We start from the raw sequence: 20,522 nt of genomic DNA, 5'->3' as shown, positions 1-20,522 counted from the left end.
GCCGTGCCCCGTGCCGGTGAGCCGCGCGACGGGCGTGCGGGGGCGGTGCTCGGCGACGACGGCCTCCGCTCCGGGGGCCGGGTCGGGCAGCACGAGCGGGGACCGGCCGGGCGGCGGGGCGTCGCGGACGGCGGGCGGCGGGGCGTCGACGAGCAGGCGGGCGCCGGGACGCAGCAGGGGTGCGCCGACGTTGACGTGGTACAGCAGGGGGACCCCGACGGCCGCGTGGCCGTCGTTGCGCACGACGTCACGCACCTCGACGGCGGGGGTGCCGGTGCCGGCGACGATCTCGCGCGAGACGACGAGCCTCGTGCCGTACAGCGTCGAGTGGCCGACGTCGCCGCGGACGTGCACGGCGACCTCGTCGCCGTCGCGCTCGCGCCACCAGCGCACGTCGGTGGCCCGGGTGAGGTGGTGCGTGCCATGCTGGCCCGACGCGCCGCGCGGCGCGCCGATGTTGTCCGGCCCGCACGTCGCGAGCAGCCCGCCGAGGAACCGCTCCTCCCAGCCGTACCCGGGGCCCGGGTCGACGAGGTGCGGCGACCGCCACGCGACGGGCACGCCGGCCCACCACGCGGCGCCGAGGTCGAGGCCGCGGTCGGGCAGGACGTCGAGGTGCAGGCCGCCGTGCAGGCGCAGCGACAGGACGCGCGACCCGTCGGCGCGCCGGGCCTCGTCGACCGACGCGACCCCGTCGGCGAGCCCGACGAGACCGTCGTCGAGCAGGCGCCCGGCCCCGCCCGACGACGCAGGGCGTGAGGTCGTGCCGGGCGCGAGCGAGACGGGCGCGTCCCGGTCCGGCGCGAGCGTGCCCGTCGCGCCGGTGCCGGGCGCCGTCCCGCCCGTCCCGCTCACGCCCGCCCCGCTGCGGCGAGGAAGCCGCCGACGAACGTGTCGCCGAGCCCGATCGTCGTGGGCGCGGCGGTGTCCAGCGCGAACGCGGGGACGCACACCGCGCTCGGGAGGACGGACTCGAGCGCCGCGGCGAAGGCGACACCCTCGGGCTGGGGCGTGGTCGTGCCGGTCGCGGCGTAGTCGTCGGGCGTGAAGCCGTCGCCGTGCACGTACCGCGTGCCGGCCATGGTGATGCCGCCGAGCAGGGGTGCGCGGTACCGCTCGGCGTCGCCGCCGTGTGCGAGCGCCCAGTGCTTGGTGTGCACGACGCGTGTGGGCGCGGGCACGACGGACGCGAGCTCGACGAGGGCCGCGGCGACGTCGTCGGCGTCGAGCAGGTCGACCGTGCGGCCGAGCCAGGACTGCAGCTCGTCCTCGTTCATGGCGTAGACGTCGACGAGCCCGGACAGCTCGTCGCGCACGCGCCGGGCGAGCGCGGGCACGTGGTAGCCGGCGTCCTCGAAGTAGGCGAGCGCGCCGGGCGCCAGCCGCTGGAGGCCCTTGCGGACGTCGGCGAGCCGGTGCTCGAGCGTCTCGGCGTCCTGGATGACGTTGAAGCCGGACACGAGCACGACGTCGGCGTCGGCCATCGCGTCGGGCAGGCCGGGGTGCAGGAGGAGCTCGCGGTTGGGTGGGTCGTTGACGTAGATGATGCGGTTCGGGTGCGGCGCCACGACCTCGTCGGACCCGACGCGGATCGTCGTCCCCGCGGGGAACTGCACGATGAGGTGCGGGTCGAGGCTGTCGGACTCGGCGCTGCACAGGTACGACGTCGACGCGGGCAGCAGGCGCCGCACGTGGTCGTCGATCGAGACCAGGTGGACGGTCGACGCGAGGCCGAGCACGTCCATCGCGATCGCGGCCCGCACGCACGTCCCGCCGAGGGTCACGCGGACGGGGAAGTGCCCCGCGAACGCCGCGACGATGTCGGAGGAGGCGACGAAGCGCTCCCCGCCGACACCGTCGCGGACGAACGCGAGCAGCGTGCGCAGCAGGTCCCGCTCGGAGCCGATCGGCACGTGCACGTCGAGCTCGTCGGGTGTGATCGCGTGCTCGGCGACCAGCCGGTCGAGGACGTCGGGCGTCCACGCGATCTCGTAGTCGACGGTGCCGCCGAGGCCGAGGACGTAGCGCGTGCTCATGGGACCTGCCGTTCGGTGCGGGTGCTGACGCGGGCTGCGGGTGAGGGAGGGGACGTCAGTAGAGGGACGCCTTGCCGGCCGCGTCGAACAGGTCGATCTTCTGCGCGGCGACCTCCTTCATGGCGGCGATCGCGGGCGGCTGGATCGTGTTGGGCTCGCGCAGCGTCGCGTCGGCCAGCACCTCGCGCATCTTGTCGTGGTAGACGACCTTGATGTCGCTCGAGATGTTGATCTTGTTGACGCCGAGCTTCACCGCCTGGCCGATCTCCGCGTCCGGGTTGCCGGAGCCGCCGTGCAGCACGAGCGGGATGGGCAGCAGGGCCTTGATCTCCTGCAGCAGGTCGAGCTTGAGCTCGGGCTTGACGTGCTTGGGGTAGAGGCCGTGCGCGGTGCCGATCGCGACGGCGAGGCTGTCGACGCCGGTGCGCTCGACGAACTCCACGGCCTCGGCCGGGTCGGTGTAGGTGATCTGCGAGACGGCGACGCCGTCCTCGGCCTGCTCGTCGAGCTTGCCGATGGTGCCGAGCTCGCCCTCGACGGACAGGCCGACCGCGTGCGCGGTGTCGACGACGCGCTTGGTGATCGCGACGTTCTCCTCGAACGGGAGCATCGACGCGTCGATCATCACCGAGGTGAATCCCGTCTGGATCGCGGTGAGCGCCTGCTCGTAGGTGCCGCCGTGGTCCCAGTGGATCGCGACGGGCACGGACGAGCGGTGCGCGCGGTGGATCAGCGCGGGCAGCAGGTCGTGGCCGATGTGGCTGACCTCGTCGGGGTGGATCGCGACGATGAGCGGCGCCTGCCGGTCCTCGGAGATCTCGAAGATCCCCTTGCCCATCGCCCAGTCGCTGATGTTGAACGCGGGCACCGCGAAGTTGTGCTCGTTCGCGACTGCCAGCAGGCGGGTGCCGTTGATCAGCATGGGGGTGTTCTCCTTCGGTGTTCTTGCGGGTCGTGCAGCGGTATTCCAGGGGAGGGAATCTGGCGGGAATCGGTCAGATCTTCACGGCGCCGGCCGTCATCCCACCGATGAAGAATCGCTGGAAGAACAGGAAGAGCACCAGGACGGGAATGCATCCGAGAATGCTCATCGCCATCATCTCGTTCCATTCGTACGAGTGCTGGCCCATGAGGAGCTGGATGCCGATGGGGACCGTGCGCATGTCCTCGGTCCGGGTCAGGGTGAGCGCGAAGAGGAACTCGTTCCACGCGATCATGAAGGTGTAGATCCCGACCGACACCAGGCCGGGCACCGAGATGGGGACGAGGATCCGCCACAGCGCGGTCATCGGACCGGCGCCGTCGACCTTGACGGCCTCGTCGAGCTCCTTCGGGAGCGTGTTGAAGTACCCGGTCATCATGATGATCGCGTAGGGCAGCGTGAACACCATGTACGTGAGGATGAGGCCGGGATAGGTGTTGTAGAGCTTGAGCGCCACCACCAGGCCGAAATACGGGATCAGCAGCGTGATGGGCGGGACCGCCTGCACCGACACGACGACGACGTTGATCGTCTTCTTCCCCCAGAAGTCATAGCGGCTGAACGCGTAGGCGGCCAGCACCGCGACGACCAGCGTCAGCAGCGTCACGGAGATCGCCACGACGTAGGAGTTGAGGAAGAACCGCAGCTTCACCGGGTCGGTGAGGATCGTCGTGTAGGCGTCGAACGAGAAGCCGTCCGTGATCAGCCGCGGCGGGTACGCGAAGATCTCCGGGTTGCGCTTGAACGAGCTCGACAGCATCCACAGCACGGGCAGCGCCGAGAAGCACGCGCCGACGACGAGCGCCGCGATCACCGCGATCTTGCGGCCCGTCTGCTTCGGCGCCGTCCGGAGCGGGGGCCGGTCGGTCGTCGTGGCGACCGTGGGAGCCAGGGTGGTCATGGTCAGTCCCTCGCCTTCTGGTGCCGGACGTAGAAGAACGCCAGGACCATGGAGAGCAGCAGCACGACGACGGCCGCGGCGGACGCCACCGAGAAGTCGTACTGGGTGAACGCGAGCTTGTAGGTGAAGGTCGAGAGCATCTCGGTGGACGTGATCGGGCCGCCGCCGGTCGTCATCCAGATGAGCGCGAACTGCTGCGTCGTCCAGATGAAGTCGAGCAGCGCCATCGAGACGATGATCGGGCGGAGCTGCGGCAGGGTGACGTTGCGGAACTGCCCCCACCAGCCGGCGCCGTCGACGCGGGCCGCCTCGTACAGGTCGCGGGGGATGCCCTGGAGACCGGCGAGCAGGCTGATCATGAAGAACGGGTACCCGGACCAGATGTTGATGAACGTGACGGCGCCGAGCGCGGTCGACGGGTCCGACAGCCACTGCGTCTGCCCGTCGGTGAGCCCGAACGTGCCGAGCAGGTAGTTGACGACGCCGTTCGGGTTGAGCAGAAGCCGCCACAGCACCGCGATGATCGCGACGGTGAACAGCCACGGCAGCACGTACAGGACGCGGAAGAACGCCTTGACGCGGTGGCTGAGCAGCGGGGTGTTGAGCAGCAGCGCGAACGCGAGCCCGATGACGAAGTGCGCGACGACCGACCCGACCGTGAAGACGAGCGTGTTGCGCACCGCGACGGTGAACACCGGGTCGGTGAGCACCTCGAGGTAGTTCTGGAAGCCGACGAACGCGGGGTTCTTGTTCGTGATGACCCGGTCCATCAGGGAGTACTGCACGACCATGACGATCGGGGTGACCATCAGGACGATCAGCAGCACGCCGGTCGGGGTCAGGAACCCGTAGGGCGTGAACCGGGCCCGCAGCTGCGCGAGCGTGAGCCCGCGGCGGGGTGCCGGTGCCCCGCTGGGCTCCGGTCCCGCGGCGACGGCGACCGGGTGGTCGTCCGTGCGCGCCCGGGTGGGGTGGGACGTGATCACTGGCTGTCTCCTCGGGGGATGGGGCCGCGCCAGGCGTTCGGGGGGTCGACCTGGCGCGGCCGGTCCGGGTCAGGGGTGGTGCGCCCCTAGAACTCCGCTTCCCACTTCTCCTGGGCGGCCGCGAGGGCCTCGTCGACGGTCTGGTCGCCCTGCAGCGCGCGCTGCAGCTCCTCGCTGAAGTCGCGCATGAGCTGCTCGGCGACGGGCAGGCCCGTGAACTCGTTGGCCGGGTAGCCGTTCTGGTAGATCTCGAACGCCGTGCCGAAGAGCTCGTCCTCCTCGACGAAGTCCGGGACCGACTCGGTGTTGCCGGGGAACGCGTGCGCGATCGACGACAGCTGCGAGTTCGTGTCCTTGCTCATGAGGAACTCGACGAGCTTCCAGGCCTCGGCCTTGTGCTCGCTGTTCTCGGAGATGCCGATGCCCCACGAGGCGTAGGGGATGCCGCGCTCGCCGGTGTACCCGTCCTCGGCCGGGATCGCCGAGATGCTGAACTTCAGGTCCGGGTTGGCCTCGCGGATGGTGTTCACGTGCGCGAGCGAGTCGATCATCATGCCGACCCGGCCGTTGGTGAACTCCTCGACCTTGTCCTGCTCCTTCATGGTGAAGGCGCCGGGCGAGACGACGCCGGAGTCCCACAGGTCCGCGACGAACTCGACGCCGCTGGAGACGTCGGGGTTGTCGACGAGTGCGGGCTGACCGTCCTTCAGCATCGAGCCGCCGGACGCCCACACCCACGACATGACGTCGTTCTGGACGCCGTTGGGCGCCTCGAGCGACAGCGGGAGGACCCAGCCGTACGTGTTGTTGCCGAGGCCGGTGATCTTCTGCGCCGCGTCGGCGAACTCGGTGCGCGTGGCCGGGGGAGCGGCGACACCGGCCTGCGAGAGCACCGCGTCGTTCGTGAACATCGGGTACACGAAGTTCACGACGGGGATCATGTACGTCGACCCGTCGACGGCGACCTGGCTGACCAGCTGGCTGTCGTCGTACCCGGCGTCGGACATGATCGACGACAGGTCGGCGATCGCGCCCTGCTTGGCGAAGTCGTTGACCCACGCGCCGTCGAGCCCGACGACGTCGGACATCGTCCCGGCCGCGGCGCCGGCGATCACCTGCTCCTTGGTCGAGGCGTACGGGCCGCTGAGGAGCTCGACCGTGATGCCGGGGTTGGCGTCCTCGAACTCGTCCATGAGCGCGCGGAACTCGCCGTCGGGGAGCTCCGGCTCCCACCACTGGGAGAACTCGAGCGTGACGTCGCCGCCGCTCTCCCCGTCGCCCGAGCCGCCGGACCCACCGCCGCTGCACGCGGTCGCCACCAGCGCGACCGCGCCGAGCGTCGCCACAGCTCGTGTCATCCGAGCTCCGTTGCCCATGACCCACCTCATCTCGGTTGCGATCGTGAGTGCCGCTTCATGCGGACTCTTGCGCACATCTGCGTGTTTCCAGACCGTACTTGCGCCCCGGGATGCCGTCAAGCGCCGGGTTTGCGAGGGGTGATGTGCAGGGCGCCGACGATTGCCGCTGGCCATCGCCGCAGGTCGTGGACGTATCAGTGCCCTGAACTGGGCGGGCGTCCGCGGGAACGCTCCCATCTGCGTGTTCCTGCGGCGACGAGCAACCCCGCAGACAGTCGCAAAAGTACGCACCGGTGTGCTACAAGTTCCTGCATGACTTCCTCGACCGCCACCGACGCCGGGAGCACCGCGCGGCGGCTCCCGGCCGGGCGCAAGGCCGAGCTCGCCGCGTACGTGGCCGAGGTCGGCGAGGTGACCGTCGCGCAGCTCGCCGACCGCTTCGACGTCTCCGCCGACACCATCCGCCGGGACCTCGACGCGCTCGACGCCGACGGCGTGCTCATCCGCACGCACGGCGGTGCGGTCAGCACGTCCGCGATCCCGCGGCCCGACACCGGCCTCGACGTCCGCATGCGGCTGCAGACCACAGCGAAGGAGCGCATCGGCGCGCTCGCCGCGACGCTCGTGCACGACGGGTCCGCGATCGTCGTCAACGCCGGCACCACGACGCTCGCGCTCGCGCGGCACCTCGCCGACCACAGCGACCTCACGATCGCGACCAACAGCCTGCGCCTCGCGACCGAGATCGCGCCGAAGGTCTACCGCGACCTCTACGTGTTCGGCGGGGCCGTGCGCGCGAGCGCCCAGGCCACGGTCGGCCCGGTGCGGCTCCCGGCGCTCGCGGGAGGTCCCGAGCTCGACATCCGCTGCGACCTCGCGATCATCGGGGTGGGCGCGGTCGCGGTCGACGCGGGCTACTCGACGAGCAACCTCGCCGAGGCGCAGATGATGGGCGACATGATGGACCGCGCCGCGCGCGTCGCCGTCCTTGCGGACTCCTCGAAGTTCGGCCGCCGGCTGTTCGCGCAGATCGCCGACCTCGGCCGCGCCGACTACCTCGTCACGGACGTCGCGCCGCCGCACGACCTGCACGACGCGCTCCGGGCACGGGACGTCGAGGTCCTCGTCGCGGCAGACTGAGCCGTCGGGGCAGCAGGGCGCCGGTCGTCGGTCCGCCCGTCCGCGGGACGCCTCGCCGGAAGGGGAGCGCGATGGTCGACGAGGTGCTGGCCGGGCGCGTGCGCGCGCTCGTCGGGGCACGGGTGCCCGTGGTGGAGCGACGGATGTTCGGCGGGGTCGCGTTCCTCGTCGGCGGGCACATGGCCGTGGGCGTGAGCGGTCGCCAGGGCGCGGTCATGGTCCGCGTCCCGGCCGAGGAGACCGCGCGCCTGCTCACCGAGCCCGGGACCAGGCCGTTCGTCATGAACGGCCGCCACGCCGCCGGCTGGCTGCTCGTCGAGCCGTCCGCCGTCGAGGACGACGACGACCTCGCGCCGTGGGTCGACGCGGGTGTCGACCATGCGCGGTCGCTCCCGCCCAAGCCGGGCGCGGAGGACTGACGGACCTGCGCGCCCCGCCGGCACGGCCGCGACGGGTCGGCCGCGGCGGACCGGCCGGGCCGTGGCGGCTCGATCGCGTCAGGTCCGCGGCGTGAACGCGTCGGGCGCGGCGTTCGGGACGCGGTCGCGCCCCGGCCAGCGCTGCTGGTAGGTGCGGCGCCGACCGCAGCGGACGCACGTCGCCGTGCGCAGCGTGGACGTACCGGGGACAGGGGTCTTGCCGTCGGGGTCGCCGCGGAAGACGTGCAGGCACACCGTCATTGGTGCTCAGCTCCTCGTGAGAGTGCTCGTGCCGTCCATCGTCCTCGGGCGCTCGGGGCGGCGCGCACGTCTCGCGGAGGGCGACCGGGCCAAATCCACGATGTGAGATCCGACCGATAGAAACGCGCTGACCAGTAGCGACGCGGTTGCTCCGAACGGGTCGGCGGCGCACGGTCCGCCGCCGGGCACCGCGTGCGCGCCGCTGCTAGCGTGCCCGGTATGAACCGGTACGCGTGGGGACGTCCGGCAGCGGGCGTGATCGGGCTGGTGGTGGCGGCGGCAGCGCTCGTCGCGTGCGCGGCGGGCGAGGAGCCCGCCGACGCGGTCGGCACGTGGGGCGAGGACGCCGAGGGCGAGCCGCAGCTCGTCATCGACGAGGACGGCACGGTCTCCGGCACGGACGGGTGCAACCGGATCACCGGCACCTGGTCCGAGGGCGAGGACCAGGACGTCACCTTCGGGGACCTCGCTGTCACGCAGATGGCGTGCGAGGGCGTCGACGACTGGTTGTCAGGGGCGTCCACGGGCGAGGTCGAGGGCGACGAGCTCGTGGTCTACGACGCGTCGGGCGAGCAGATCGGCACGCTGAGCCGAGGGGCCTGACCGTCGGGGTGTGTCCCGGCCGGGCGTGCGCCCGTCGGGAAGATTTCGACGCCCGTCGGCGTTCTGGCACAATCGTCTGTTGGTCTGCGGTTCACCCGTGCGCGCAGCGCGCCGGGACCCGGGGACACCCCAACAAGGAGAAGCCCTGTGAAGTCTGACATCCACCCGGAGTACGTGGTCACCGAGGTCACCTGCACCTGCGGCAACACGTTCACCACGCGCTCGACCGTGACGAGCGGCAAGATCCACGCCGACGTCTGCAGCGCCTGCCACCCGTTCTACACGGGCAAGCAGAAGATCCTCGACACCGGTGGCCGCGTCGCCCGGTTCGAGGCGCGCTACGGCAAGAAGTCGGCCAACTAGCACCTCCGCAGCGCCGGTGCCCGGCCGCGGACGACTGCCCTCCATGGCAGTGTCCGCCCGGGTACCGGCGCTGCTGCGTTGTGCGCCCGGCCCGACGCCGGGACCCGTGACCGGCCGCCGGAGGAGCCACCACCCATGAGCGAGGCGTACGCCGCCGCCCAGCCCCTGCTCGACGAGCACGCCCAGATCGAGGCGCAGCTCGCCGACCCGGCCGTGCACGCGGATGCCGCGCTCGCGCGCCGCCTGGGCCGCCGGTACGCCGAGCTGGGACGCGTCGCGCAGGCCTACCGCGCGTGGCGGGCCGCCGCCGACGACGCCGAGGCCGCCGCCGAGCTCGCCGAGGTCGACGACGCGTTCGCCGCCGAGCTGCCGGGGCTGCAGGAGGCCGCGCGCGCCGCCGAGACCCGGCTGCGCGACGTGCTCGTCCCGCGCGACCCCGACGACGCGCGCGACGTCATCCTCGAGATCAAGGCCGGCGAGGGCGGCGAGGAGTCGGCGCTGTTCGCGGGCGACCTGCTGCGGATGTACACGCGGTACGCCGAGCGCATGGGCTGGCAGACGCAGGTGCTCGAGTCCACGGAGTCCGACCTGGGCGGGTTCAAGGACGTGCACCTGTCCGTCAAGGCGCGCGGGGCCGTCGCCCCCGAGGACGGCGTCTGGGCGCACCTGAAGTACGAGGGCGGTGTGCACCGCGTGCAGCGCGTCCCGGTCACCGAGTCGCAGGGCCGCATCCACACCTCGGCGGCGGGCGTCCTCGTGCTGCCCGAGGCGGAGGACGAGGGCGAGGTCGAGATCGACCCGAACGACCTGCGCATCGACGTCTACCGCTCGTCCGGCCCGGGCGGGCAATCGGTCAACACGACCGACTCCGCGGTCCGCATCACGCACCTGCCCAGCGGCATCGTCGTGTCGATGCAGAACGAGAAGTCGCAGCTGCAGAACCGCGAGCAGGCGATGCGCGTGCTGCGCGCCCGGCTCCTCGCCGCGCGGCAGGAGGAGGCCGCGGCCGCCGCGTCGCAGGCCCGCCGCTCGCAGGTGCGCACCGTCGACCGCTCCGAGCGCATCCGCACCTACAACTTCCCGGAGAACCGGATCGCCGACCACCGCACCGGCTACAAGGCGTACAACCTCGACGCCGTGCTCGGCGGCGACCTCGGCGCCGTCGTGCAGTCCGCGGTCGACGCCGACGAGGCCGCGCGGCTCGCGTCCGCCGGCGACGCGGGGGAGTCGTGACGACCGCACCGCCCGCGCCGGGGCTGCGCGCGCTCGTCGACGGCGCCACGCGTGTGCTCGCCGAGGCGGGCGTCGGGTCGCCGCGCGTCGACGCGACCGCGCTCGCCGCGCACGCGCTCGGGCTGGACCGCCTCGACCTGGTCCTCGCACCCCCGGTCCCCGACGGCTTCGCGGAGCGGTACGCGGTGCTCGTCGACCGGCGCCGGCGTCGCGAGCCGCTCCAGCACATCGTCGGCAGCACGACGTTCCGGTGGCTCACGCTGCACGTCGAGCCCGGCGTGTTCGTGCCGCGGCCCGAGACCGAGGTGGTCGCGCAGGTCGCCGTCGACGAGGCCGCGCGCCTCGTCGCGACCGGTGCCGCGCCCGTCGTCGTCGACCTGTGCTGCGGCGCGGGCGGGCTCGGGCTCGCCGTCGCGACCGAGGTGCCCGGCAGTCGCGTCGCGGCCGTCGACGCGTCGCCCGCCGCCGTCGCCCTCACCCGGCGGAACGCGACCGATGCCGGTGCCGACGTGCGCGTCGAGCTCGGGGACGTCCGTGACCCCGCGCTGCTCGCCGACCTCGCCGGGACCGTCGACGTCATCGTCTCGAACCCGCCCTACATCCCGCCCGACGCCGAGCCGGTCGACCCGGAGGTGCGGGACCACGACCCCGACCTCGCGCTCTACGGGGGCGGCGCCGACGGCCTCGACGTGCCCCGCGCGGTCGTCGCCGCCGCGCTGCGGCTGCTGCGCCCGGGCGGCCTGCTCGTGATGGAGCACGCCGAGGTCCAGGACGCCGCGGCCCGCGACGTCGCGCACGCGACCGGCGGCTTCGTCGACGTGTCGAGCCGCCCGGACCTGACCGGCCGTCCCCGCATGCTCGTGGCGCGCCGAGGCGTCGCCGGGGGAGCCGCGGACGTCCCCACGGGCACGTCCGGGACCGTCCTGGACGGACAGCCGGACGTGGGAGACTCCCCCTCGTGAGCGAGCGCATCCTGCCGGCGTCCGATCCGTCCACCTGGGGTCCCGCGATCGACGAGGCGGTCGCTGCGGTCTCCCGCGGCGCCCTCGTCGTCCTGCCGACGGACACCGTCTACGGCATCGGCGCCGACGCCTTCACCCCGCCCGCGGTGCAGGCCCTGCTCGACGCGAAGGGCCGCGGCCGGCAGATGCCGCCGCCCGTGCTCATGCCCGACGTCCGCACGCTCGACGGCCTCGCGACCGAGGTCTCCGCGGAGGCGCGCGCGCTCGCGGAGGCGTTCTGGCCCGGCGGGCTCACGCTCATCGTGCGCGCCCAGCCGTCGCTCGCGTGGGACCTCGGCGAGACGCACGGCACGGTCGCGCTGCGCGTGCCCGACCACCCGAGCGCGCTCGCGCTGCTGCGCCGCACCGGCCCGATGGCCGTGTCGAGCGCCAACCGGACCGGCTCGCCGGCCGCCGTCACCGCGCAGGACGCGTTCGACCAGCTCGGCGACGCCGTCGCCGTCTACCTCGACGCGGGTGACGCGCCCGGTCAGGTCGCCTCCACGATCGTCGACGCGACCGGCCCGACCCTGCGGCTCGTGCGCGCCGGTGCCCTCACGCTCGAGCAGCTCGCGGAGGTCGCCGCCGTCGAGCCGCCTGCCCCGCCCGCGGAGCCCGGCCCGTGAGGGTCTACCTCCTGGCGCTGTTCGTCGCGGCCTCGGTCACGTTCCTCATGACGCCGCTCGCGCGCTGGTGCGCGCTGCGCTGGGGTGCGATCACCGCGGTCCGCACGCGGGACGTGCACGCGATCCCGACCCCGCGGCTCGGCGGGATGGCGATGTTCGCCGGCATCCTCGTCGCGCTGCTCGTCTCGAGCCGGATGCCGTTCCTCGCGGGCGTGTACGACAACCCCCACCCGATCGTGGGCATCGTCGGCGGAGCGGCGCTCGTGGTCGCGCTCGGCGTCGCCGACGACATCTGGGACCTCGACTGGCTCACCAAGCTCATCGGCCAGGTGCTCGCCGCCGGTTTCCTGACCTGGCAGGGCGTGATCCTCTACCAGCTGCCCATCGCCGGCACGACGCTGCTGTCGAACCGCACCTGGGTCGTCATCACGATCCTCACCGTCGTCGTCGCGATGAACGCCGTGAACTTCGTCGACGGGCTCGACGGCCTCGCCGCGGGCGTGCTCGCGATCGGCGGCGCCGCCTTCTTCCTCTACTCGTACCAGCTCATCGTCGACGTCCGCCGCGACGACTACGCGAGCCTCGCGACGCTCGTGCTCGCCGTCCTCGTCGGCGCGTGCCTGGGATTCCTGCCGCACAACCTGTACCCCGCGCGCATCTTCATGGGCGACTCCGGGTCGATGCTGCTGGGCTTCGTGATGTCCGCCGCCGCGATCGTCATCACGGGCCAGATCGAGCTCGAGAGCGTCATGGACCGGCAGAAGTTCCCCGCGTACCTGCCGATGCTGCTGCCGTTCGCCGTGCTCGTGCTTCCGCTGCTCGACATGGCGCTCGCCGTCCTGCGGCGCGTCGGCCAGGGGAAGTCGCCGTTCCACCCCGACCGCATGCACCTGCACCACCGCCTGCTCGCGCTCGGCCACTCGCACCGGCGCTCGGTCGCGATCATGTACGTCTGGACGGGCGTCTTCGCGTTCGGCGTCGCCGCGCTCGTCGTGTGGTCGACGACGGCCGTGCTCGTCGCGTTCGGCGTCGGCGTGCTGGCCGCGACCCTGCTCACCCTCGGTCCCCTGCGGGACCGGTCCACCGCCCCACCCCTGGAGACACCGTGACGACCGACCCGGCCGACCGCCCCGACGTCCCCGAGCCCGCCACGACCGCCCCCGCGCGGCAGCCCGGCACCACGGGAGCCGCGGCGGACGCCGTCTTCCGCACCGCGCTGCGCGACACGCTCCTGCTCCTCGGTGCGCTCACCGTCCTCGGCGTCGGCATCGGCTGGCTCGTCGCGGGCCTGCCCGGGGTGTGGGGCGCGCTCATCGGTGTCGGGCTCGCGCTCGTGTTCTCGGGCACGACCGTCGTGTCGATGCTCGCCACGTCGCACTCGTCGCCGCAGAAGATGGCGGCCGTCGTCATGGGCGCGTGGCTCGGCAAGGTGATCGTCGTGATCGTCGTCCTCGCGCTCCTCCGCGACCTCGACTTCTACTCGAAGCCGGTCCTCGCCGCGGTGCTCGCGGCGGGCGTCCTCGGGTCGGCCTACCTGGACTACCGCGCGGTGTCGCGCGGGCGCGTCCCGTACGTCGAGCCCTCCGCCTGACACCCGCTCCCCGCCTCTCGCGCGCCTCGCGCGCGGGGGCGGCAGCACGTCGTCCGGGCCCGCCCGGACCCGCCACGCGGGCGCTCTCCGCCGGATGGGTCGAAGGTCCCCCCGGGAGGGCGGACGGCGGTGCAGGAGCGGCGGATTCATAGGTTAGGCTTCCTGCCATCCATGACGGCCAGGTGCCGCTCGCATGCCCACGACGACGCGGGCCGCGGTGCATCACGACCACCAGGAGCTCGCTCTGTCCAGCCTCGCGATGATCGCGCCGTTCGCCACGCACGAGGGCGAGAGCGGTGGATTCCATGCGCCGTCGATCACGGACTTCTTCCCGCCGCCGATCCTGTTCGAAGGCACGATCTTCGAGTTCAACCGGATCCAGATGGTGCGGGTCATCGCGGCCGTCGCGCTCGTCGTGATCATGGTCATCGCGGCGAAGCGCGCGAAGCTGGTCCCGGACCGCTTCCAGAACGGCATCGAGCTCCTGCTCGACTTCGTCCGCGTCAACGTCGCGGAGGAGATCCTCGGCAAGGACCGTGCGCGCAAGTACGTGCCGCTGCTGACGACGCTGTTCTTCGCGATCCTCGCGTTCAACATCACGGGCATCATCCCGGGCCTCAACATCGCCGGGACGTCGCTGATCGGCCTGCCGGTCGTGCTCGCGCTGTGGGTCTACGTCATGTACCTCGGCGCCGGCGTCAAGGCGCACGGCGTGGGCGGGTTCCTCAAGGCCAGCCTGTTCCCCCCGGGCGTGCCGTGGTTCATGTACGTCCTGCTGACGCCGATCGAGTTCCTCACGGTCTTCATCATCCGGCCCGCCACGCTGGCGATCCGACTCATGGCCAACATGGTCGCCGGGCACCTCATGCTCGTGCTCTGCTTCTCGGCCACCCAGTACTTCATCTTCGAGGCCGCGCCCGCCATGAAGGCGTTCGGCGCCCTGACCTTCGTCTCGGGCTTCGCGATGACGCTGTTCGAGGCGTTCGTCGCCGCGCTGCAGGCGTACATCTTCGTCGTCCTGACGGCCGTCTACATCAGCCTGTCGGTCGAAGAGGAACACTGACCGTCGTCCCCACCCCCGAGGGCCCCCGCGGTCCTCACCCCACGATCGAGTAGCCGGCCGACCGGTCGGGTACCCAACGGAAGGAACGAGCAACCGTGGCTCTTGCGGACACCAGCACCATCCTCGCGGCGGCGGACGCCGTCTCGGGCAACATCGCGACCGTCGGCTACGGCCTCGCCGTCATCGGCCCCGGTATCGGTCTGGGCATCCTCATCGGCAAGACGATCGAGGGCATCGCCCGCCAGCCCGAGGTCGCCGGCCAGCTGCGCACGACGATGTTCATCGGTATCGGCTTCGTCGAGGTCCTCGGCCTCCTCGGCCTGATCACGGGCTTCCTCTTCCCGTGAGCCTCGCCGCGCTCCCCGCGGCCTTCGTGACGGCCGCGGAAGGGGGCGAGGAGGTTCAGGGCATCGACCTGATCATCCCCGCTCCGTACGACATCTTCTGGTCGTCGGTCGTCCTGCTGATCATCGCGATCGCGTTCTACAAGTACGCGCTCCCGAAGTTCCAGGCGATCCTCGACGAGCGCACCGCCAAGATCGAGGGCGGTCTGGCCAAGGCCGAGCTGGCCCAGGCCGAGGCCGCCGCCGCTCGTGACGAGTACCAGGCACAGCTCCAGGAGGCCCGTACCGAGGCCGCTCGCATCCGCGAGGAGGCACGCGGCGAGGGCAGCCAGATCGTCGCCGAGGCGCGCACCAAGGCGTCCGAGGAGGCCGCACGCCTCACGGAGACCGCGCACCGCCAGATCGAGGCCGAGCGTCAGCAGGCCGCCGTCCAGCTCAAGCAGGACGTCGGGACCCTCGCGACCGAGCTCGCGTCGAAGATCGTCGGCGAGGCCCTGGAGGACGAGGTGCGCCAGTCGCGCGTCGTCGACCGGTTCCTCGACGAGCTCGCCGCCAACACCGCCAGCACGGCGGACGCAGGTAAGGGGAACTGATGCGCGGGACGAGTCGGGCGTCGCTGGCGGCGGCCGAGGAGCGGTGGGAGCCGGTCCTCGATGCTGCCGGTGCGCAGTCGTCGGAGCTCGGCGAGCAGCTGTTCGCCCTGGTCGACGCGCTGGACTCCTCCGGCTCGCTGCGCCGGACGCTGGCCGACCCGTCGATCGACGGCGACGCCAAGGCCGGGCTCGTCGGGCGCCTGCTCGCCGCTGCCGACCCCCGGGTCGTCGACGCGGCCCAGGGGCTCGTCCGGTCGCGCTGGTCGGCCGACGAGGACCTGACCGAGGCGACCGAGCACCTCGCGTTCCACGCGGTGCTCGCCACGGCCGAGGCCGACGGCTCCCTGGCCCGCGTCGAGGAGGAGCTCTTCCGCTTCTCGCGCGCGCTCGCCGGGCAGCGCGAGGTGCGTCGGACGCTGTTCGACACGACCGTGCCGGCCGCGGCTCGCGCGAAGCTCGTCGAGGACATCCTCGCCGGGCGGACGTCGCCGGTGACCGCGACGCTCGCGAAGCGGCTCGCCGCCGCCCCGCGCGGCCGTCGCTACGTCGCGGCGCTCGGCCACCTCGCGGACCTCATCGCGGCCCGCCGGCAGCGGCAGGTCGCGACGGTGTCGACGGCCACGCCGCTGAGCGCCGCGCAGCGTGACCGGCTCGCCGAGATCCTCGAGCGCGCCTACGGGCGGGTCGTGCAGCTCAACGTGGTGCTCGACCCGCACGTGCTCGGTGGCCTGCGCGTGCAGGTCGGCCCTCAGGTCGTGGACGCGACCGTGCTGGCGCGTCTCGCCGACGCCCGACGACGACTTGCCAGCTGACCGGTGCCCGCCCCCGCGAGTGCACCCATGACCTGTGAGACCGCACGCACCGCGTGCGTCCGATGAGGAGAAGGAACAATGGCTGAGCTGACGATCCGGCCGGAGGAGATCCGGGCCGCGCTGGACAGCTTCGTGAAGAGCTACGAGCCGAGCGGTGCGGTGTCCGAAGAGGTCGGCCGCGTCACGCTGGCCGGCGACGGCATCGCGCAGGTCGAGGGTCTGCCGGGCGCGATGGCGAACGAGCTGCTGCGCTTCGAGGACGGGACGCTCGGCCTCGCGCTGAACCTCGACGTCCGCGAGATCGGTGTCGTCGTCCTCGGCGAGTTCACCGGCATCGAGGAGGGCCAGGAGGTCCGCCGGACCGGCGAGGTGCTCTCGGTGCCCGTCGGCGACGGCTACCTGGGCCGCGTCGTCGACCCGCTCGGCCAGCCGATCGACGGCCTCGGCGAGATCGCGACCGAGGGTCGTCGTGCCCTCGAGCTGCAGGCCCCCGGCGTCATGGCCCGCAAGTCGGTCCACGAGCCGCTGCAGACCGGCATCAAGGCCATCGACTCGATGATCCCGATCGGCCGTGGCCAGCGTCAGCTGATCATCGGCGACCGCCAGACGGGCAAGACGGCGATCGCGATCGACACGATCATCAACCAGAAGGCGAACTGGGAGTCGGGCGACCCGACCAAGCAGGTCCGCTGCATCTACGTCGCCATCGGCCAGAAGGGCTCGACCATCGCCTCCGTGCGTGGCGCCCTCGAGGAGGCCGGCGCGCTCGAGTACACGACGATCGTCGCGGCTCCCGCGTCCGACCCCGCCGGCTTCAAGTACCTGGCGCCCTACACCGGCTCGGCCATCGGCCAGCACTGGATGTACGGCGGCAAGCACGTCCTCATCGTGTTCGACGACCTGTCGAAGCAGGCCGAGGCGTACCGCGCCGTGTCGCTGCTGCTGCGCCGCCCGCCGGGCCGCGAGGCGTACCCCGGTGACGTCTTCTACCTGCACTCCCGCCTGCTGGAGCGTTGCGCGAAGCTCTCGGACGAGCTGGGCGCGGGCTCGATGACCGGCCTGCCGATCATCGAGACCAAGGCGAACGACGTGTCGGCGTACATCCCGACCAACGTCATCTCGATCACCGACGGCCAGATCTTCCTCCAGTCCGACCTGTTCAACGCCGACCAGCGTCCCGCGGTTGACGTCGGCATCTCGGTCTCCCGCGTCGGCGGTGCCGCGCAGGTCAAGGCGATGAAGTCGGTCTCCGGCACGCTCAAGCTCGACCTGGCGCAGTTCCGCTCGCTCGAGGCGTTCGCGATGTTCGCGTCCGACCTCGACGCGACGTCGCGCGCCCAGCTCGCCCGTGGCGCACGCCTCACCGAGCTGCTCAAGCAGGGCCAGTACTCGCCGTTCCCGGTCGAGGACCAGGTCGCGTCGATCTGGGCCGGCACCAAGGGCAAGCTCGACGACGTCCCGGTCGAGGACGTGCGCCGCTTCGAGTCCGAGCTGATCGACCACCTGCGCCGCAACACCGAGGTGCTCACCACGATCGCGTCGACGGGCAAGCTCGACGACGAGACGACGGACGCCCTCGCGAAGGCGGTCGACGACTTCCGCGACGGCTTCCTCAAGGGAGACGGCACCCCGCTCGTCGGCAAGGCGGACGAGGCGGCGGACGTCGAGGTCGAGCAGGAGCAGATCGTCCGGCAGAAGAAGGCCTGACGTGGCCGGATCGCAGCGCGTCTACAAGCAGCGGATCAAGTCCACCCAGTCGCTCAAGAAGATGTTCCGGGCGCAGGAGCTGATCGCTGCGTCCCGCATCGGCAAGGCGCGGGACCGCGTGAGCATGGCGTCGCCGTACTCGCGGGCGATCACGCGCGCCGTCTCGGCGGTCGCGACGCACTCCAACGTGTCCCACCCGTTCCTCGTGGAGCGGTCGGACACGAAGCGCGTCGCGGTCCTGCTCGTCGCCTCCGACCGCGGCATGGCGGGCGCCTACTCGGCGTCCGTGATCCGCGAGACGGAGCGGCTCATCGCACGGCTCGAGGGCGAGGGCAAGCAGGTCGCCCTCTACGTCTCGGGTCGTCGTGCGGTGACCTACTACACGTTCCGTGGGCGCGAGCTCGTGGCGCAGTGGTCGGGTCACTCGGACGCACCGTCCCCCGACGTCGCCCGGGAGATCGCGGACACGCTGCTCGACGCGTTCCGCGCCCCGGCCGAGGAGGGCGGCATCGCCGAGGTGCACGTCGTCTACACGCAGTTCGTCAACATGGTGACGCAGCGTCCGCGCGTCGTCCGGATGCTGCCGCTCGAGGTCGTCGAGGGCGTCGCGCCCGCCGACGACAAGGGTGCGCTGCCGCTGTACGACTTCGAGCCGAACCCCGAGGTCGTGCTCGACGCGCTCCTGCCGCGCTACGTGCGGTCGCGGATCTTCGCGGCGCTGCTCCAGGCCGCGGCCTCGGAGCTCGCGGCCCGTCAGCGCGCGATGCACACCGCGACGGACAACGCCGAGGACCTCATCCGCACGTACACCCGCCTGGCGAACCAGGCCCGCCAGGGCGAGATCACCCAGGAGATCAGCGAGATCGTGTCGGGCGCCGACGCGCTCGCGTCGGCCTCCTGACCCCGACCGCACGACCCCAGACCATGCCGGAGCGCCGCTCCGGACGAGCGAAGCGAGGCCAGACATGACCGCCACCACCGTCGACGAGACGGCCGCCACTGCCGGCACGCCCGGCGTGGGTCGGGTCGCCCGCGTCATCGGTCCGATCGTGGACATCGAGTTCCCCGCGGACCAGATCCCCGAGCTCTACAACGCGCTGCAGGTCGACATCGACCTGTCGGCCCAGGGTGAGGGCGAGGGCGCCTTCACGATGACGCTCGAGGTCGCCCAGCACCTCGGTGACTCGCTCGTCCGCGCCATCGCGCTCAAGCCGACGGACGGCCTCGTCCGGGGCGCGCAGGTGCGCGACACCGGCGCGCCGATCTCGGTGCCCGTCGGTGACGTCACCAAGGGCAAGGTCTTCAACGTCATCGGCGAGGTGCTCAACGCCGAGCCGGGCGAGACCATCGAGATCACCGAGCGCTGGCCGATCCACCGCAAGGCGCCGGCCTTCGACCAGCTCGAGTCGAAGACCACGATGTTCGAGACCGGCATCAAGGTCATCGACCTGCTGACGCCGTACGTGCAGGGCGGGAAGATCGGCCTGTTCGGTGGTGCGGGCGTCGGCAAGACGGTCCTCATCCAGGAGATGATCCAGCGCGTCGCCCAGAACCACGGCGGTGTGTCGGTGTTCGCCGGTGTCGGCGAGCGCACGCGTGAGGGCAACGACCTCATCGTCGAGATGGAGGAGGCGGGCGTCTTCGACAAGACGGCCCTCGTCTTCGGCCAGATGGACGAGCCGCCGGGCACGCGTCTGCGCGTCGCGCTGTCGGCGCTGACGATGGCGGAGTACTTCCGTGACGTCGCCAAGCAGGACGTGCTGCTGTTCATCGACAACATCTTCCGGTTCACGCAGGCCGGTTCCGAGGTCTCGACGCTGCTCGGCCGCATGCCGTCCGCGGTGGGCTACCAGCCGAACCTCGCCGACGAGATGGGTCTGCTGCAGGAGCGCATCACCTCCACGCGTGGTCACTCGATCACGTCGCTCCAGGCGATCTACGTCCCCGCGGACGACTACACCGACCCGGCCCCGGCGACGACGTTCGCGCACCTCGACGCGACGACCGAGCTGTCGCGTGAGATCGCGTCGCGCGGTCTGTACCCCGCCGTGGACCCGCTGGCCTCGACGTCGCGCATCCTCGACCCGCGCTACGTGGGCCAGGAGCACTACGACGTGGCGACGCGCGTGAAGTCGATCCTCCAGCGCAACAAGGAGCTGCAGGACATCATCGCGATCCTCGGTGTCGACGAGCTGTCCGAGGAGGACAAGACCGTCGTCGCGCGGGCGCGCCGCATCCAGCAGTTCCTCTCGCAGAACACCTACATGGCCGAGAAGTTCACCGGCGTCGAGGGCTCGACGGTCCCGGTGTCGGAGACGGTCGAGGCGTTCAAGAAGATCGCGGACGGCGAGTTCGACCACATCGCCGAGCAGGCGTTCTTCAACATCGGCGGGCTCGAGGACCTCGAGCGCAACTGGGCCCGCATCCAGAAGGAGTACGGCGTCTGAGACCCGTCCGTCCCGCGCCCGGCCGCAACGCCGGGCGCGGGAGGTCGGTTCTCCGC

Annotated in this window: 23 protein-coding genes; 16 read left to right on the top strand and 7 right to left on the bottom strand. The window is 71.8% G+C overall.

Annotated features, from left to right (window positions below; genetic code table 11):
- The 6 genes from CTKZ_RS07110 to CTKZ_RS07085 form a co-directional block, all read right to left on the bottom strand.
- Positions 1–855: DUF4432 family protein (locus CTKZ_RS07110; RefSeq protein ID WP_160142849.1), on the bottom strand; the 855-nt coding region annotated here is incomplete at its 3' end.
- Positions 852–2,036, bottom strand: a complete 1,185-nt coding sequence (locus CTKZ_RS07105; protein WP_124342294.1) for an ADP-dependent glucokinase/phosphofructokinase — start codon at positions 2,034–2,036, stop codon at positions 852–854. The genes CTKZ_RS07105 and CTKZ_RS07110, both read right to left, overlap by 4 nt.
- Positions 2,037–2,091: 55 nt before the next feature.
- A complete protein-coding gene (locus CTKZ_RS07100; protein WP_124342293.1) occupies positions 2,092–2,958 on the bottom strand; it encodes a ketose-bisphosphate aldolase in 867 nt (288 codons plus the stop codon).
- 73 nt (positions 2,959–3,031) lie between these two features.
- Positions 3,032–3,919 carry a carbohydrate ABC transporter permease gene (locus CTKZ_RS07095; protein ID WP_225916299.1) on the bottom strand — a complete coding sequence of 296 codons (888 nt, stop codon included), beginning with the start codon at positions 3,917–3,919 and terminating at the stop codon, positions 3,032–3,034.
- Positions 3,920–3,921: 2 nt separating this feature from the next.
- Entirely contained in the window at positions 3,922–4,905 is a 984-nt protein-coding gene (locus tag CTKZ_RS07090) for a carbohydrate ABC transporter permease (protein ID WP_235843385.1), read from the bottom strand.
- An 86-nt stretch (positions 4,906–4,991) separates the two neighbouring features.
- Positions 4,992–6,263 (bottom strand): ABC transporter substrate-binding protein, encoded by a 1,272-nt coding sequence (locus tag CTKZ_RS07085; protein WP_225916300.1) that lies wholly within the window; start codon positions 6,261–6,263, stop codon positions 4,992–4,994.
- Between the two features lie 312 nt (positions 6,264–6,575).
- Here CTKZ_RS07085 and CTKZ_RS07080 point away from each other — a divergent pair, with 312 nt between their 5' ends.
- Both CTKZ_RS07080 and CTKZ_RS07075 read left to right on the top strand, forming a co-directional pair.
- Positions 6,576–7,403, top strand: a complete 828-nt coding sequence (locus tag CTKZ_RS07080) for a DeoR/GlpR family DNA-binding transcription regulator (protein ID WP_124342291.1) — start codon at positions 6,576–6,578, stop codon at positions 7,401–7,403.
- A 71-nt stretch (positions 7,404–7,474) separates the two neighbouring features.
- Positions 7,475–7,822, top strand: a complete 348-nt coding sequence (locus CTKZ_RS07075) for a TfoX/Sxy family protein (protein WP_124342290.1) — start codon at positions 7,475–7,477, stop codon at positions 7,820–7,822.
- 78 nt (positions 7,823–7,900) lie between these two features.
- On the opposite strand, the gene CTKZ_RS07070 is transcribed toward CTKZ_RS07075, so the two are convergent.
- Positions 7,901–8,083: a hypothetical protein gene (locus CTKZ_RS07070; protein ID WP_124342289.1), complete on the bottom strand. Its 183-nt coding sequence runs from the start codon at positions 8,081–8,083 to the stop codon at positions 7,901–7,903.
- Between the two features lie 219 nt (positions 8,084–8,302).
- Here CTKZ_RS07070 and CTKZ_RS07065 point away from each other — a divergent pair, with 219 nt between their 5' ends.
- From CTKZ_RS07065 to atpD, 14 genes are all read left to right on the top strand, one after another.
- Positions 8,303–8,686 carry an META domain-containing protein gene (locus CTKZ_RS07065; protein WP_225916301.1) on the top strand — a complete coding sequence of 128 codons (384 nt, stop codon included), beginning with the start codon at positions 8,303–8,305 and terminating at the stop codon, positions 8,684–8,686.
- A 147-nt stretch (positions 8,687–8,833) separates the two neighbouring features.
- Positions 8,834–9,049, top strand: coding sequence for a 50S ribosomal protein L31 (gene rpmE / locus CTKZ_RS07060; RefSeq protein WP_124342288.1), 216 nt, complete (start codon positions 8,834–8,836; stop codon positions 9,047–9,049).
- A 135-nt stretch (positions 9,050–9,184) separates the two neighbouring features.
- The gene (prfA, locus tag CTKZ_RS07055; RefSeq protein ID WP_124342287.1) at positions 9,185–10,282 is read left to right on the top strand and encodes a peptide chain release factor 1; all 1,098 of its coding nucleotides are present in this window, start codon (positions 9,185–9,187) and stop codon (positions 10,280–10,282) included.
- Complete coding sequence (prmC, locus tag CTKZ_RS07050) at positions 10,279–11,244, top strand: peptide chain release factor N(5)-glutamine methyltransferase (protein WP_235843384.1); 966 nt, start codon at positions 10,279–10,281, stop codon at positions 11,242–11,244. Before prfA ends, prmC begins: the two co-directional genes overlap by 4 nt.
- Positions 11,241–11,909, top strand: coding sequence for an L-threonylcarbamoyladenylate synthase (locus CTKZ_RS07045; protein WP_124342286.1), 669 nt, complete (start codon positions 11,241–11,243; stop codon positions 11,907–11,909). Before prmC ends, CTKZ_RS07045 begins: the two co-directional genes overlap by 4 nt.
- Entirely contained in the window at positions 11,906–13,018 is a 1,113-nt protein-coding gene (locus tag CTKZ_RS07040; protein ID WP_124342285.1) for an MraY family glycosyltransferase, read from the top strand. The genes CTKZ_RS07045 and CTKZ_RS07040 overlap by 4 nt, the downstream gene beginning before the upstream one ends.
- Positions 13,015–13,500 (top strand): Cg1360 family ATP-synthase-associated protein, encoded by a 486-nt coding sequence (locus tag CTKZ_RS07035; RefSeq protein ID WP_371852342.1) that lies wholly within the window; start codon positions 13,015–13,017, stop codon positions 13,498–13,500. The genes CTKZ_RS07040 and CTKZ_RS07035 overlap by 4 nt, the downstream gene beginning before the upstream one ends.
- Before the next feature lie 259 nt (positions 13,501–13,759).
- Positions 13,760–14,563 (top strand): F0F1 ATP synthase subunit A, encoded by an 804-nt coding sequence (gene atpB, locus CTKZ_RS07030; protein ID WP_124342296.1) that lies wholly within the window; start codon positions 13,760–13,762, stop codon positions 14,561–14,563.
- A 95-nt stretch (positions 14,564–14,658) separates the two neighbouring features.
- Entirely contained in the window at positions 14,659–14,910 is a 252-nt protein-coding gene (gene atpE / locus CTKZ_RS07025) for an ATP synthase F0 subunit C (RefSeq protein WP_013771954.1), read from the top strand.
- Positions 14,907–15,500 (top strand): F0F1 ATP synthase subunit B, encoded by a 594-nt coding sequence (locus CTKZ_RS07020; RefSeq protein ID WP_124342284.1) that lies wholly within the window; start codon positions 14,907–14,909, stop codon positions 15,498–15,500. The genes atpE and CTKZ_RS07020 overlap by 4 nt, the downstream gene beginning before the upstream one ends.
- Positions 15,500–16,312 carry a F0F1 ATP synthase subunit delta gene (locus CTKZ_RS07015; protein ID WP_124342283.1) on the top strand — a complete coding sequence of 271 codons (813 nt, stop codon included), beginning with the start codon at positions 15,500–15,502 and terminating at the stop codon, positions 16,310–16,312. The genes CTKZ_RS07020 and CTKZ_RS07015 overlap by 1 nt, the downstream gene beginning before the upstream one ends.
- 78 nt (positions 16,313–16,390) lie before the next feature.
- Positions 16,391–18,019: a F0F1 ATP synthase subunit alpha gene (gene atpA / locus CTKZ_RS07010; protein ID WP_124342282.1), complete on the top strand. Its 1,629-nt coding sequence runs from the start codon at positions 16,391–16,393 to the stop codon at positions 18,017–18,019.
- Between the two features lies 1 nt (position 18,020).
- Positions 18,021–18,920, top strand: a complete 900-nt coding sequence (locus CTKZ_RS07005; RefSeq protein WP_124342281.1) for a F0F1 ATP synthase subunit gamma — start codon at positions 18,021–18,023, stop codon at positions 18,918–18,920.
- A gap of 64 nt (positions 18,921–18,984) precedes the next feature.
- Positions 18,985–20,466 carry a F0F1 ATP synthase subunit beta gene (atpD, locus tag CTKZ_RS07000; RefSeq protein WP_124342280.1) on the top strand — a complete coding sequence of 494 codons (1,482 nt, stop codon included), beginning with the start codon at positions 18,985–18,987 and terminating at the stop codon, positions 20,464–20,466.
- The last annotated feature ends 56 nt before the right edge of the window (positions 20,467–20,522 follow it).

This window comes from Cellulomonas algicola (assembly GCF_003851725.1).
GTDB lineage: Bacteria > Actinomycetota > Actinomycetes > Actinomycetales > Cellulomonadaceae > Cellulomonas > Cellulomonas algicola.
Note: the sequence above shows the minus strand (reverse complement) of the source record. Positions and strands in the feature narration are given on the sequence as shown.

What these genes read in the sequence shown, in the direction of transcription:
- CTKZ_RS07100 (WP_124342293.1), bottom strand. Translation starts at nt 2,958, where the DNA reads ATGCTGATCAACGGCACCCGCCTGCTGGCAGTCGCGAACGAGCACAAC.
- CTKZ_RS07070 (WP_124342289.1), bottom strand. Translation starts at nt 8,083, where the DNA reads ATGACGGTGTGCCTGCACGTCTTCCGCGGCGACCCCGACGGCAAGACC.
- CTKZ_RS07080 (WP_124342291.1), top strand. Translation starts at nt 6,576, where the DNA reads ATGACTTCCTCGACCGCCACCGACGCCGGGAGCACCGCGCGGCGGCTC.
- atpD (WP_124342280.1), top strand. Translation starts at nt 18,985, where the DNA reads ATGACCGCCACCACCGTCGACGAGACGGCCGCCACTGCCGGCACGCCC.
- CTKZ_RS07105 (WP_124342294.1), bottom strand. Translation starts at nt 2,036, where the DNA reads ATGAGCACGCGCTACGTCCTCGGCCTCGGCGGCACCGTCGACTACGAG.
- CTKZ_RS07085 (WP_225916300.1), bottom strand. Translation starts at nt 6,263, where the DNA reads ATGACACGAGCTGTGGCGACGCTCGGCGCGGTCGCGCTGGTGGCGACC.
- atpB (WP_124342296.1), top strand. Translation starts at nt 13,760, where the DNA reads ATGATCGCGCCGTTCGCCACGCACGAGGGCGAGAGCGGTGGATTCCAT.
- atpA (WP_124342282.1), top strand. Translation starts at nt 16,391, where the DNA reads ATGGCTGAGCTGACGATCCGGCCGGAGGAGATCCGGGCCGCGCTGGAC.
- CTKZ_RS07065 (WP_225916301.1), top strand. Translation starts at nt 8,303, where the DNA reads ATGAACCGGTACGCGTGGGGACGTCCGGCAGCGGGCGTGATCGGGCTG.
- CTKZ_RS07015 (WP_124342283.1), top strand. Translation starts at nt 15,500, where the DNA reads ATGCGCGGGACGAGTCGGGCGTCGCTGGCGGCGGCCGAGGAGCGGTGG.
- CTKZ_RS07075 (WP_124342290.1), top strand. Translation starts at nt 7,475, where the DNA reads ATGGTCGACGAGGTGCTGGCCGGGCGCGTGCGCGCGCTCGTCGGGGCA.
- CTKZ_RS07095 (WP_225916299.1), bottom strand. Translation starts at nt 3,919, where the DNA reads ATGACCACCCTGGCTCCCACGGTCGCCACGACGACCGACCGGCCCCCG.
- prfA (WP_124342287.1), top strand. Translation starts at nt 9,185, where the DNA reads ATGAGCGAGGCGTACGCCGCCGCCCAGCCCCTGCTCGACGAGCACGCC.